The following is a 12,836-nucleotide window of genomic DNA, read 5'->3' on the forward strand; positions in this document are numbered from 1 at the left end:
GATGGCCGTCAGTGACGCACTCCGATCTCCGGCCGCCGTACGGATCGCCGACGAGGGGCCGAGCCAGCGGCCCAACAAGTTCAAGCAGGCCTTCCCGCAGTACGTCGCGGTGGCGCCGTTCTTCATCCTGTTCGCGATCTTCGGCGCGTTCCCGGTGTTCTTCTCGATCTGGCTGTCGTTCCACTCCTGGGACGGCATCGGCCAGATGAAGTGGGTCGGGCTGGAGCAGTACAGCTACCTGCTCACCGACCCGACGTTCTGGAAGTCGATCACCAACACCCTGATCATCTGGGTGCTCTCGACGGTCCCGATGCTGCTGCTGGCCCTGCTGATCGCGAACTCGCTGCACAACGCGACCCGGTTCCGCAGCTTCTACCGGATCGCGTACTTCATCCCCAACATCACCTCGGTGGTCGCGGTGACGATGGTGTTCGGCTCGGTGTTCAGCAACAACTTCGGGCTGCTGAACGCGTTCCTGACCTCGATCGGGCTGGACAAGATCGAGTGGCTCAGCCAGCCGTGGGGGATCAAGATCGCGATCGCCACCATCGTGGCCTGGCGCTGGACCGGCTACAACGCGATCATCTTCCTGGCCGGCCTGCAGGCGATCTCGTCCGACATCTACGAGGCCGCCAAGGTCGACGGCGCGTCGTCGCGGCAGCAGTTCTGGCAGATCACCGTGCCGCTGCTGCGCCCGGTGATCCTGTTCACCGCGGTCACCTCGACGATCGGCGGGCTGCAGATCTTCACCGAGTCGCAGGTGCTGTTCGGCGCCAGCGGCTCGATCGGCGGCCCGGGCGACGGTGGTCTGACCATCGTCTCTTACCTGTACGACAACGCCTTCGGCTCCAACCAGTTCGGGTACGGCGCGGCGATCGGCTGGGCGCTGTTCATCCTGATCGTGCTGTTCTCGATCATCAACTGGCGGCTGATCGGCGGCAGCGACGACGAACGGATCACCAAGCGGGTCGCCCGCCGGGCGCAGCGCAAGATCGCCGCCGAGAAGGCCGGGAAGGAGTACGCCGATGCGCACTGAACGAGTTCGTGAGGTGACCAGCCACGTCGTGCTGATGCTCGGGGTGCTGGTCTCGCTGTTCCCGTTCTACTGGATGCTGGTGATGGCCTCGAACACCACGCCGGACATCTTCGCCTACCCGCCGAAGCTGCTGGTCGGTTCGCACCTGCTGGAGAACATGCGCAACGTGCTGAGCAACATCGACTTCTTCGGCGCGATGCTGCTCACGCTGATCGCCTCGCTCGGCGTCACCGTGCTGGTGCTGTTCTTCGACTCGCTGGCGGCCTTCGCGTTCGCCAAGTACGAGTTCCCCGGCCGGAACCTGCTGTTCGGGATCCTGCTGGTCACCTTCATGATCCCGTCCCAGCTCGCGCTGGTGCCGCAGTTCGTCACGCTGGCGGAGTTCGGCTGGATCGGGTCGTTGAAGGCCCTCATCATCCCGGGCGCGGCGAACGCGTTCGGGATCTTCTGGATGCGCCAGTACGCCAAGGGCGCGATCCCCGACGAACTGATCTCGGCCGCCAAGGTCGACGGCGCCGGCTTCTTCCGGCAGTACCTCACCGTCGGCCTGCCGGTGCTGCGGCCCGGTCTGGCCTTTCTCGGCATCTTCACCTTCATCAACGTGTGGAACGACTACCTCTGGCCGCTGATCGTGATGACGGACCCGAACCGGCTCACCCTCCAGGTCGCCCTCCAGCAGCTGAACGGTGTGTACGGCACCGACTACAGCATGGTGATGGCGGGCGCCCTGATGAGCGTGATCCCCTTGATCGGGGTCTTCATCATCGGCGGCCGCCACTTCATCGCCGACATCGCCGCCGGCGCCATGAAATTCTGATCGACCACTTCCCAAGGGGCATACGTGCAACTCGACAAGATTCGCTGGGGAATCCTGGGGACCGGCAACATCGCCTCCCGCTTCGCCAGTCAGCTCCCGTCCTCGTCCACGGGGGTCCTGGCGGCGGTCGGCAGCCGCAGCCAGGACTCGGCCGACGCGTTCGGTGACAAGTACTCGATCCCGAACCGGCACGCGTCGTACGACGACCTGCTGGCCGACGACACCGTCGACGCGGTCTACATCGCCACGCCGCACCCGCTGCACCCGGAGTGGGCGATCAAGACCGCCGAGGCCGGCAAGCACGTGCTGTGCGAGAAGCCGCTCGCGATCAACCGGTCCTGGGCCGCGGCGATGATCGAGGCCGCGGTCCGCAACGACGTCCTCCTGATGGAGGCGTACATGTACCGGTGCCTGCCGCAGACCAAGCTGGTCGCCCAGCTGGTCCGTGACGGCGAGATCGGCACCGTGCACCAGATCCAGGCGTCGTTCGCGTTCCAGGCGCAGTTCCGGGCCGACAGCCGGATCTTCGCCGACGACCTGGCCGGCGGCGGCATCCTCGACGTCGGCGGCTACCCGGTCTCGTACGCCCGGCTGATCGCGGGAGCCGCGATCGGCCAGCCGTTCGCCGACCCGGCCGCGGTCACCGCGGCCGGCTCGGTCGGGGAGACCGGCGTCGACGAGTGGGCGGTGGCGACGCTGTTCTTCGACAGCGGGCTGACCGCCCAGGTGCAGACCGGCGTACGGCTGAAGGACGAGCCGCTGGTCAAGATCCTCGGCAGCGACGGGTTCCTGGTCGTCGAGGACCCGTGGTTCGGCGGCGACGGCAAGCCGACCCACGTCACCGTGCACAAGATCGGGCAGGAGCCGCGGGACATCTCCGCGGAGCCGGCCTTCATCTACGCCGCCGAGGCCGACGCGGTGGCCGCCGCGATCGAGCAGCGGCAGGCCCCGGAGATGTCCTGGGCCGACACGCTCGGCAACCTGGAGGTCCAGGACGAGTGGCGCAAGCTGATCGGCCAGCAGTACGCGAGCGAGCGCGACGACGCGGCGGTCCCGACCGCCACCGGGCGCCCGCTGGCCCGGCGTGACGACGCCCCGATGACGTACGGCACCGTGCCCGGCCTGGACAAGCAGGTGTCCCGGCTGGTGATGGGCGTCGACAACCAGAACACGCTGACCCACGCCGCGACGATCTTCGACGACTTCGTCGAGCGCGGTGGCACGACATTCGACACGGCGTACATCTACGGCGGTGGGCGTGGCGAGAAGCTGCTCGGGCAGTGGATGAAGACCCGCGGCAACCGCGACGACGTCGTCGTCATCGGCAAGGGCGCGCACACCCCGCACTGCGACCCCGAGTCGATCGGCCGGCAACTGGAGGAGAGCCTGCAGCGGTTGCAGACCGACCACGTCGATCTGTACCTGATGCACCGCGACAACGAGGAGATCCCGGTCGGGGAGTTCGTCGACGCGATGGACGAGCAGTTCCGGGCCGGTCGCTGCAAGGCGTTCGGTGGGTCCAACTGGACCACCGCGCGCTTCGACGAGGCCAACGCGTACGCCGCGGCCAACGGCAAGCAACCGCTGACCCTGCTGAGCAACCACCTCAGCCTGGCCCGCGCGTACGACGTGCCGTGGAAGGGCTGCCGGCACGTCAGCGACGACGAGTCGCAGGCATGGCTGCGGGAGCGGCAGGTCGCGCTGTTCCCGTGGTCGAGCCAGGCCCGCGGGTTCTTCACCGGACGGGCGAAGCCGGAGGACACCTCGGACGAGGAGCTGGTGCGCTGCTTCTACTCCGACGAGAACTTCCAGCGCCTCGACCGGGCCCGGGAGCTGGCGTCGGCGAAGGGGGTCGAGCCGACCGCGATCGCGCTGGCCTGGTTGCTGCACCAGCCGTACCCGGTCTTCCCGCTGATCGGCCCGCGCCAGATCTCCGAGACCCGCACCTCGCTGCCGGGCCTCTCGGTGACGCTGACCGACGACGAGGTCGCCTACCTGACCGCGAACTGACGACCGGGCCGGCCTGCTCTCCGCGGGCCGGCCCGGTTCCCCGGACGGCGCTCGGGCGTCGGCCTCGCCGACCGCGTAGGATGATCGGCAGGCCCGAGCTCGTGGTACGAGCTTCGACGGCGAACTGACCCCCTGTGGCCTGGATCACGGCCCAGGACCGAATTGGTCGGGCCTGCAGACGCTGTGTAACATGGTTTGTCGGCGTACGACCCTGAACACCCTTGACCACGGAGAATCATGTCTAAGAAGTGCGATGTTTGCGGCAAGCAGCCGACGTTCGGCAACAGTGTTGCCCGGCTGGGTAAGGGCGCGATGATCCGCCGGGTCAAGGCGCGTACGCCGCGGCGGTTCAACCCCAACATTCAGCCGTTCCTGGCGGTCATCAAGGGCACCCCGACCAAGCTGAAGGTCTGCACCTCCTGCATCAAGGCGGGCAAGGTTCAGCGCGTCGTCGGCTAGTACTCTTCCGGCTCCCCGATGAGCCGGTCTCCGTGCAGGGCCTCGTAGGCGTCCGGGATCTCCCGGGCGCCTACTGCTGTTGTACGACGGCGCGGTCGTAGCCCGCCAGCTCGTCCGGGGCGGGCCGCTCGAAGAGCTGGTCCCACGACTCCAGCTCCGGCTTGCTGACCTGGAAGGTGGCGGCCGGCGCGAGCGCGTTGCGGCTGTCGAGCCGTTGCCAGATCACCTCCAGCGGGAGGTCGAGCACGATCAGCTCGGTCCGCGCGCCGAGCTCCTCGGACCGCTTCCGGAACAGCTCCCGCTCCTCGCGGCTCCAGCAGCCGTAGTCGAGGATCACGCTGTTCCCCAGCGTCAGCGTCCTCGCGGCGACGCCCCACAGCAGCTCGGACTCCAGCACCCAGCGTTTGCCTTCGTGCTCGTTGATACCGAACAGCGAACTCATCCACTCGTCGGGCGTCAGCCGCAGCGCTCGCCGTTCGGTCTCCAGCTGCTTGGCCAGGGTGGTCTTGCCGGAGCCGGGCAGGCCGATGAGCAGGATCATGGTCGCCGGGGACATGGCGGCACCCTAGCGCCGGTCACGCGGCGGCACCTTGAACACCCAATCGGGACCTCGGACACGCAATGACGTGTTCAGGGTCCCCGGAAGGTGTTCACGGTCCCGAGTGCCGGTGCCCCCGACGGTCAGCGGGCGCGCGCGACGACGGTGATCTCGCGGCGGTTGTGGTGCAGCTGGCGCGCGTGCAGGACGTCGTACTCCTTGCTGAGGACATCCATTCCGCGCCGCGCGGCGTCGAGCGGGTTGCGGCCGCCGCCCTTGAGGGTGACGACCGCGAGCGCGCCGCGGCGCAGGTGCGGTACGGCGTCGAGCATGACGCGGGCGCTCAGCACCTGGTCCATCCGCATGTCGTTGACGACCACGTCGAAGCGGACGTCGTTGCGGCGGAAGAACTCGCCGGCCGTGGTGGCGACGTGGTGGATCCGCCGGTCGCGGCTCAGACGCGGGTCGAGGGCGCCGGGGTCCACCGACCAGACCTCCTGGTCGTACTGACGCAGGATGCGCGTCCAGCCGCCGGGGCTGGCGCCGAGGTCGAGGCCCTTGCCGCCGGGCTTCAGGTCGAGGTGGAAGGTCCGGATCGCTTCCTCGAGCTTGAACTCCGACCGCGAGACGCGTTCGTCGGACCGCGCCAGCCGCATCCGGCCGCCGGGCCAGTCCGCGAGGCTGTCCTCGAGGCGGTTCAGGCCGATCAGGACCGCGCGGTCGGAGACGAAGCACGAGACGACGATGTCCTGCCCGGAGCGGGTGACCTCGATCCCGCGGGCGCCGAGGGCCTCGTCGAGCAGGTGGTAGTAGGTGCCGCCCGAACCGGCGCCGTCGGTCCAGGTCTGGACGGCGAGGGCAGCCGGGTGCCGGGGGAGCTCGGCCAGGACCAGCTCGGCCAGCTCGTGCGCGGGCGGTGCGTCGTACGGCGGGAAGCTCGCGATCTCGACGGTCAGGTGCCGGACGAAGATGATCCGGCCCTCGTCACAGGCTCGGGCCAGCTCGCCGACCGCAGGCGCGTTCTGGGTGATCCGCCCGAGGTCCCCGCTGACCCGCTCGACGGCGACGTCGCGCCCGAACTCCTCGCGGATCTCCCGCACGGCCAGGTCGTAGCTGTCGGGGGAGACCGAGAAGAGCAAGGCGGGCACAGCACATGGTAAGCGCCGCCCGACCGCCAGCTACATTCGCAGCCGTGACGGCCGACCAGAGTGCTGCAGCGGGCAACCGCTCGATGGGACCGCTGTGGGCGGCCGGGTTCACCACGGCGTTCGGCGCGCACGCGGTGGCGGCCAACCTCGGCGGCTTCTCCGAGGACGCCGTCCGGTCCCTGCTCACGCTCGGCGTCCTGCTCGCCCTGTACGACGGCGCCGAGGTGCTGCTGAAGCCGCTGTTCGGCTGGGTCGCGGACCGGGTCGGCGCCCGGCCGGTGCTGCTCGCCGGTCTCGTCGGCTTCGCGGCGGCCTCGGCGGCGTACGCGGTGGTGGACAGTCCGGGGTGGTTGTGGGTCGCCCGGCTCGGTCAGGGGGCGGCTGCCTCGGCGTTCTCCCCGGCGGCGTCGGCTCTGGTGGCGCGGCTGAACCCGGCGGCCAAGCACGGGCGGGCCTTCGGGAGCTACGGGTTCGCGAAGAGTCTCGGCTACACGCTGGGGCCGTTGCTGGGTGGTGGGCTGGTGTGGGCTGGTGGGCTGCGGTTGCTGTTCGCGGTGACGGCCGTGCTGGCGTTGGTCGTGGCGGTGTGGGCGCTACTGGCGGTTCCCGTCGTACCGCCGCTGCCGCGGACCCGCCAGACCGTGGTGGACCTGGCGAGGCGGATCACTGACCCGGTGTTCTTGCGGCCAACTGCTGCGCTGGCCGCGGCTACTGCGGCGTTGTCGGTGGGAGTCGGCTTCCTGCCCGTCACAGGTGCAGCTGCTGGGCTGGGACCGATCGCGACGGGCGCTGCCGTCTCAGTGCTGGCTGCGACGGCCGCGGTCGTGCAGCCGCGGGCAGGGCGCGCTCTGGACGCCGGTCGGCTCGGTACGCGGACCGGACTGACGGTGGGACTACTTCTGGCGGCCGCGGGCCTGCTGAGCGCCTCGCTGGCGGGGCTGGCTGGGGTGCTGGTGGCCGCGGTGCTGATCGGCGCCGGCACCGGGCTGATCACCCCGCTCGGGTTCGCGGCGCTCGCAGCGTCGACTCCGCCGGAGCGGTTGGGCCAGACGATGGGGACGGCTGAGCTGGGCCGGGAGTTGGGTGACGCCGGTGGGCCGCTGCTGGTCGCGGGCGTCGCGACGGTGGTCGGCCTCGGCTTCGGGTACGGCGTGCTCGCCGTACTGCTGGCGGTGGGGCCGGTGGCCGGTCTGGTCGGCGCATCGCTTCGCGCCAGACGTTAACCTTCCCGGCGTGGAAGAGCTGACGGTCGGGGTGCTGCGGAGCTGGGCTCGAACGGCGCTCGTCGAGCTGGGGCGGGCGCGGACCGAGATCGACGATCTCAACGTGTACCCGGTCCCGGACGGCGACACGGGCACCAACCTGTACCTGACCTGGGAGGCCGCGTGCGACGCGCTGCCCCAGGGGGAGTTGACGTTCGCGGAGGCGGTCCAAGCCTTCGGACGCGGCGCGCTGCTGGGGGCGCGGGGGAACTCCGGGGTGATCACGTCCCAGTTGGTCAGGGCGTGTGGTCTGAGGCTGGCCGAGAACCTTCCGATCCGTCAGGGGAGTGAAGGCCGACTCGCTGATCCTCGGATGAGTGAGCCGGTGGCCTTCGCCGATGCGCTGGTGTTCGCTGCCGACGCCGCGTACGGCGCGGTGGCGCAGCCGGTCGAAGGCACCATGCTGACCGTCGCCCGTGCTGCTGCCGACGCGGCTCTCGCGGCGGCCAACGACGGGAAGAACCTGGCTGAGGTCTGCCTGGGCGCTGTCGCGGCGGCGCGGGTCGCGCTGACGAAGACGACCGAGCAGCTGGACGTGCTCAGGCGTGCGGGAGTGGTCGACGCCGGTGGCGCGGGGCTGGTGGTGATCCTCGGTGCGATGGAGCAGGTGCTCTCGGGCCGCGGGCCGGCCCAGACCACCGGCGTACCGCATCGCGTCGTGCCCGAGCAGGAGACCGCCGACGAGCTCGGGCCCGACGGACCGGCGTACGAGGTGATGTACCTGCTCGACGCGGGAGACGACTCCATCGGGGACCTTCGGCGCGAGCTGACGGGGTTGGGGGACTCCGTGGTGGTGGTCGGCGGGGACGGGCTGTGGAACGTGCACGTGCACACCGACGACGTGGGCGCGGCGATCGAGCTGGGGATCGGCGTGGGGCGGCCGCACCGGATCCGGGTGACGCACTTCGCGGATCTTCCGCCGCACGCCCCGGTGCCGGGACGGGCCGTGATCGCGGTGGCGGCGGGGGACGGGCTGGCCGCGTTGTTCGGTGAGGCGGGAGCGATCGTCGTACGGGGTGAGCCTGGGCGGCGGTGCTCGACCGGGGAGCTGCTCCGGGCGATCGAGCAGTCCAAGGCGCCCGAGATCGTGCTGCTGCCGAACGACAAGGACTCGATCGCGGTCGCCGAGGCCGCGGCGACCGCGGCCCGGCAGGACGGCGTACGGGTGGCGGTGATTCCGACCCGCGCGCAGGTCCAGGGGCTGGCGGCGATCGCCGTGCACGACCCCGCGCGCAGCTTCGACGACGACGTCGTCCACCTGTCGGCCGCGGCGGGGCAGACCCGCCACGGCGCGGTCACGATCGCGGTCAAGGACGCCTGGACGATGGCCGGCACCTGCCGGATCGGCGACGCGCTGGGCGTGGTCGACGGCGACTTCACGCTGATCACCGAGGATCTGATCGCGGCCGCGACCGGGGTCGTCGACCGCTTGCTCGGCGGCGGTGGTGAGCTGATGACCGTGGTCAGAGGCCGCGACGCGGACCCCGCGCTGGTCGAGGCGGTGGTGCGGCACGTGCGCCGGCACCGCAAAGATGTCGACGTGATGGTGTACGACGGTGGACAGGAGCGGTACCCGTTGCTGATCGGGGTGGAATGAAGACAGACATCGACCGGAAGCTGCGCGACTTCGTCGGCGCCCGGACGGCGAAGACGTTCTCCGAGGTGCTCGGGATCGAGACCGTCGGGGAGTTGCTGCGGCACTACCCGCGGCGCTACCTGAAGAAGGGCGAGCTGACGCCGTTCGACGAGCTCGAGGTCGGCGACCAGGCGACCGTCAACGGCAAGGTCAAGAAGGTCACCGTGCGCTCGCTGGACTCCAAGCAGGAGATCCGGCCGGACGAGGTGAACAAGTTCCGCCGGCACAAGACGATCACCAAGGTGGTCGTCACCGACGGCCGCAACGACCTGGAGCTGGCGTTCTTCAACCAGCCCTGGCTGGCCAACAAGCTGACGCCCGGCACGGCGGCCCTGTTCTGGGGCGAGGTGACGAAGTTCCGCGACATCCTGCAGCTGAAGGGTCCCGGCACCGAGATCATCGACGAGGAGGACCTCAACGAGGCCGAGATCGAACGCCGGGCCAAGCCGTTCCGGCCGCTCTACCCGGCCACCGCGAAGTTGCCCACGGCCACCATCGAGCGCAGCCTGAAGATCGTCCTGGACAACCTCGAGGAGCTCGAGGACCCGATCCCCGAGCTGATCCGGAAGAACGAGAAGCTGCTCGGCCTGCGGGACGCGCTGCAGAAGATCCACCTGCCGGAGACCGAGAAGGACATCGCCGAGGCGCAGAAGCGGTTCCGGTTCGAGGAAGCGCTGGTGATGCAGACGATCCTGGCCCAGCGTCGCGCCGTCACCGACGCGCTGAAGGCGATCCCGCGCGAGCGGACCACCGGTGGCCTGCTGGACGACTTCGACGCGCGGCTGCCGTTCAAGCTCACCGCGGGCCAGGCCGAGGTGTGCGACGAGATCTTCGCCGACATCGCCCGGCTGCACCCGATGCACCGGCTGCTGCAGGGTGAGGTCGGTTCGGGCAAGACCGTGGTCGCGCTGCGGGCGATGCTGTCGGTGGTCGACGCCGGTGGCCAGGCCGTGCTGCTGGCACCGACCGAGGTGCTCGCGACCCAGCACCACAAGACGCTGACCAAGATGCTCGGTGAGCTGGCCGAGCAGGGCATGCTCGGCGGCGCCGAGCGGGCGACGCGCGTCGGGCTGCTGACCGGCTCGCTGAACGCGGCTGCCCGGCGTACGGCGATGCTGGACGCGGCCAGCGGCGCCGCGGGGATCGTCGTCGGCACGCACGCGTTGCTGGAGGACAAGGTCCAGTTCGCCGATCTCGGCCTCGTGGTGGTCGACGAGCAGCACCGGTTCGGCGTCGAGCAGCGGGCGGCGCTGAGCACGAAGTCGGGGGAGAACACCCCGCACGTGCTGGTGATGACCGCGACGCCGATCCCGCGGACGGTCGCGATGACCGTGTTCGGCGACCTGTCGGTGTCGACGCTGACCGAACTGCCGGCCGGGCGGTCGCCGATCAAGTCGTCGGTGGTCCCGGCCAAGGAGAAGCCGGCCTGGCTCGAACGGGCCTGGGAGCGGGTCCGCGAGGAGGTCCAGAAGGGTCATCAGGCATACGTCGTGTGCCCGCGGATCGGCGACGATGTGAAGAACGCGACCGACGAGGAGGGCGAGTTCGCCTCCGGCGCCGAGGACGAGGAGTCCGGGGCCAAGGGCAAGCCGCGGCCGGCGATCTCGGTGCTGCAGGTGGCCGACGTACTGGCCGAGGTCCTGCCCGACCTGCGGCAGGCGGTGCTGCACGGGCGGCTCCCGGCCGACGAGAAGGACGCGGTGATGACCAAGTTCGCCGCGGGCGAGACCGACGTGCTCATCGCGACCACCGTGATCGAGGTCGGCGTCGACGTACCGAACGCCTCGACGATGGTGGTGATGGACGCCGACCGGTTCGGCATCTCCCAGCTGCACCAGCTGCGCGGCCGGGTCGGGCGGGGCAAGGTGCCGGGGCTGTGCCTGCTGGTCACCGACGGCTGGCCCGGGTCGAAGTCGCGGGAGCGGCTGGACGCGGTCGCGTCGACGACGGACGGGTTCGAGCTGTCGCGGATCGACCTGGAGAACCGGCGTGAAGGCGACGTGCTGGGCGTCGCGCAGTCGGGTCGACGGACGAGTCTGAAGCTGCTCAGTGTGCTGCGCGACGAGGAGGTCATCTACGCCGCTCGTCATGTGGCGCACTCGATCGTCTCGGTGGACCCGTCGCTCGCCGAGTACCCGGCGTTGAAGGCCTTCGTGGCGGAGACGTTGGAGTCCGAAGCAGCCGAGTACTTGGAGAAAACATGACCCGGATCATCGCCGGGGTGGCCGGTGGCCGGCGGATCTCGGTGCCTGCGGGGACCGGGACGCGGCCCACCGGGGACCGGGTGCGGGAGGCGATGTTCGCGTCCGTGGAGACCGAGTTCGGCGGGATGCAGGACCTGGCGGTGATCGACCTGTACGCCGGGTCGGGCGCGATCGGCCTGGAGGCGTTGTCGCGCGGCGCCGCGCGGGTGGTGCTGGTCGAGCAGGACCGCAAGGCGGCCGAGGTGATCGCGGCGAACGTCCGCGCGGTCGGGCTGCCGGGCGCGACGCTGCTCACCCGGCCGGTGGAGAAGGTTGCCCAGGGCGACAACTCGGGCGAGCCGTTCGACCTGGTGTTCGCCGACCCGCCGTACAAGCTGGAGACGGAGGCGCTGCAGGACGTGCTGCTCGCGCTGGCCGAGCACGGCTGGCTGGCCGAGGACGCCGTCGTCGTGGTCGAGCGGGGCAAGCGCGAGCCGTGGGAGTGGCCGGCCGGGTTCGCCGCGCTGCGGGACCGCAAGTACGGCGAGGCGCGGCTTTGGTACGGTCACCGCCATGAGTAGAGCGGTCTTCCCGGGCACGTTCGACCCACCCACCAACGGGCACCTGGACGTGATCGCGAGGGCCTCGGCGGCGTTCACCGAGGTGATCGTCGGCGCCGGGGTGAACCCGTCGAAGCAGCGGATGTTCGACGGCGACGAGCGGGTCGCGATGCTGACCGAGATCGCCGCGCCGTACCCGAACGTGACGGTGGTGCCGTTCGAGGGGCTGCTGGTCGACTTCTGCCGGGCGGTCGACGCGCAGGTGATCGTCAAGGGCCTGCGCTCGGGCAGCGACTACGACTACGAGCTGCGGATGGCCCAGATGAACCGGCAGTTGACCGGTGTCGACACGCTGTTCATGCCGACCGCGCCCGAGCACGGCTACGTGTCGTCCAGCCTGGTCAAGGAGATCGCCAAGCTGGGCGGCCCAGTGGACGCGTTCCTGCCCCCCAGCGTTCACACGCGGTTGATCGCGCGGCTGTAGTGCCCCCGATTGGGATCGGTGGCGCGGACTTGGTAATGTTGTCCATCGGTCTCGCTGAGACCGAGTTTCTGCCTGCCCACGCCTGAAAGGGATGCTCTGAGCGCCTTGGACCCGCGGTCCCCACTCGTGATCGACACCCACGAGCTGTCTCGCCGCGCCGGGTCCCAGCGCGAAGTCTCCTTCACGGCACCGGCACCGGCCGATCTCGGGATCGACGTGATCGGCGTACCCGAAGGTGATCCGATCCAGTTCGACCTGCGGCTGGAATCGGTGGTCGAAGGGGTGCTCGTGACCGGATCGGCCCAGGGCCGGCTGGTCGGGGAGTGCGCGCGGTGCCTGGTCGACATCGAGGACGAGTTCCTCGCCGACGTCCAGGAGCTGTACGTCTACCCCGAGAGCGACGCCGAGCCCGACGAGGCCAGCCGGATGGAGGGCGATCTGATCGACCTCGAGCCGGCGCTGAGGGACCAGGTGGTGCTCGCACTGCCGTTCACGCCCTTGTGTTCCGACGACTGTGCCGGCCTGTGCCCCGAGTGCGGGGTGCGGCTGGACGACGAGCCGGGACACAAGCACGAGGACGCGGTCGATCCCCGCTGGTCGGCGCTCAGCGGGCTGGCCCCGCGGGACGACCGATCGCCGGAGCAGTAACCTCAGACTTCCCGTACCGCGGTACGGGTGCAGTACAACTACAGAGCAACCGCAC

The 12,836-nt window shown here is 69.9% G+C and carries 12 protein-coding genes; 10 read left to right on the forward strand and 2 right to left on the reverse strand.

All coding sequences use genetic code 11. The features are described 5' to 3' along the window. Position 1 precedes the first annotated feature (1 nt). The 4 genes from ABD235_RS39060 (at position 2) to rpmB (ending at position 4,322) form a co-directional block, all read left to right on the forward strand. On the forward strand, positions 2-1,036 hold the full coding sequence (locus ABD235_RS39060) for a carbohydrate ABC transporter permease (protein ID WP_344183626.1): 1,035 nt from the start codon (positions 2-4) through the stop codon (positions 1,034-1,036). Next, positions 1,026-1,853: a carbohydrate ABC transporter permease gene (locus ABD235_RS39065; protein WP_344183628.1), complete on the forward strand. Its 828-nt coding sequence runs from the start codon at positions 1,026-1,028 to the stop codon at positions 1,851-1,853. The genes ABD235_RS39060 and ABD235_RS39065 overlap by 11 nt, the downstream gene beginning before the upstream one ends. Positions 1,854-1,877: 24 nt before the next feature. Next, entirely contained in the window at positions 1,878-3,863 is a 1,986-nt protein-coding gene (locus ABD235_RS39070; RefSeq protein WP_344183629.1) for an aldo/keto reductase, read from the forward strand. A gap of 237 nt (positions 3,864-4,100) precedes the next feature. Further along, a complete protein-coding gene (rpmB, locus tag ABD235_RS39075; RefSeq protein ID WP_077012774.1) occupies positions 4,101-4,322 on the forward strand; it encodes a 50S ribosomal protein L28 in 222 nt (73 codons plus the stop codon). 70 nt (positions 4,323-4,392) lie between these two features. Here the strand turns inward: rpmB and ABD235_RS39080 are convergent, their stop codons facing one another. Together ABD235_RS39080 and ABD235_RS39085 are read right to left on the reverse strand one after the other, a co-directional pair. Next, on the reverse strand, positions 4,393-4,878 hold the full coding sequence (locus tag ABD235_RS39080; protein ID WP_344183632.1) for a P-loop nucleotide/nucleoside kinase family protein: 486 nt from the start codon (positions 4,876-4,878) through the stop codon (positions 4,393-4,395). 125 nt (positions 4,879-5,003) lie between these two features. Continuing rightward, complete coding sequence (locus ABD235_RS39085; protein WP_344183634.1) at positions 5,004-6,008, reverse strand: SAM-dependent methyltransferase; 1,005 nt, start codon at positions 6,006-6,008, stop codon at positions 5,004-5,006. 44 nt (positions 6,009-6,052) lie between these two features. On the opposite strand from ABD235_RS39085, the gene ABD235_RS39090 reads away from it, so the two are divergent. The 6 genes from ABD235_RS39090 (at position 6,053) to ABD235_RS39115 (ending at position 12,781) form a co-directional block, all read left to right on the forward strand. Beyond that, complete coding sequence (locus tag ABD235_RS39090; protein WP_344183636.1) at positions 6,053-7,231, forward strand: MFS transporter; 1,179 nt, start codon at positions 6,053-6,055, stop codon at positions 7,229-7,231. Between the two features lie 10 nt (positions 7,232-7,241). Next, the gene (locus ABD235_RS39095) at positions 7,242-8,867 is read left to right on the forward strand and encodes a DAK2 domain-containing protein (RefSeq protein WP_344183639.1); all 1,626 of its coding nucleotides are present in this window, start codon (positions 7,242-7,244) and stop codon (positions 8,865-8,867) included. Then, positions 8,864-11,110 carry an ATP-dependent DNA helicase RecG gene (gene recG, locus ABD235_RS39100; RefSeq protein ID WP_344183640.1) on the forward strand — a complete coding sequence of 749 codons (2,247 nt, stop codon included), beginning with the start codon at positions 8,864-8,866 and terminating at the stop codon, positions 11,108-11,110. Before ABD235_RS39095 ends, recG begins: the two co-directional genes overlap by 4 nt. Then, positions 11,107-11,670 carry a 16S rRNA (guanine(966)-N(2))-methyltransferase RsmD gene (gene rsmD, locus ABD235_RS39105; protein ID WP_344183642.1) on the forward strand — a complete coding sequence of 188 codons (564 nt, stop codon included), beginning with the start codon at positions 11,107-11,109 and terminating at the stop codon, positions 11,668-11,670. Before recG ends, rsmD begins: the two co-directional genes overlap by 4 nt. Then, positions 11,663-12,133: a pantetheine-phosphate adenylyltransferase gene (gene coaD / locus ABD235_RS39110; protein ID WP_344183644.1), complete on the forward strand. Its 471-nt coding sequence runs from the start codon at positions 11,663-11,665 to the stop codon at positions 12,131-12,133. Before rsmD ends, coaD begins: the two co-directional genes overlap by 8 nt. A gap of 126 nt (positions 12,134-12,259) precedes the next feature. After that, a complete protein-coding gene (locus ABD235_RS39115) occupies positions 12,260-12,781 on the forward strand; it encodes a YceD family protein (RefSeq protein WP_344183646.1) in 522 nt (173 codons plus the stop codon). Positions 12,782-12,836 lie beyond the last annotated feature (55 nt).

This window comes from Kribbella lupini (assembly GCF_039529595.1).
Taxonomy (GTDB): Bacteria; Actinomycetota; Actinomycetes; order Propionibacteriales; family Kribbellaceae; genus Kribbella; species Kribbella lupini.

Bases quoted from the DNA above. Each gene is read 5' to 3' on its own strand.
- ABD235_RS39060 (WP_344183626.1), top strand. From the start codon at position 2: ATGGCCGTCAGTGACGCACTCCGATCTCCGGCCGCCGTACGGATCGCC.
- ABD235_RS39065 (WP_344183628.1), top strand. From the start codon at position 1,026: ATGCGCACTGAACGAGTTCGTGAGGTGACCAGCCACGTCGTGCTGATG.
- rpmB (WP_077012774.1), top strand. From the start codon at position 4,101: ATGTCTAAGAAGTGCGATGTTTGCGGCAAGCAGCCGACGTTCGGCAAC.
- ABD235_RS39080 (WP_344183632.1), bottom strand. From the start codon at position 4,878: ATGTCCCCGGCGACCATGATCCTGCTCATCGGCCTGCCCGGCTCCGGC.
- recG (WP_344183640.1), top strand. From the start codon at position 8,864: ATGAAGACAGACATCGACCGGAAGCTGCGCGACTTCGTCGGCGCCCGG.
- rsmD (WP_344183642.1), top strand. From the start codon at position 11,107: ATGACCCGGATCATCGCCGGGGTGGCCGGTGGCCGGCGGATCTCGGTG.
- coaD (WP_344183644.1), top strand. From the start codon at position 11,663: ATGAGTAGAGCGGTCTTCCCGGGCACGTTCGACCCACCCACCAACGGG.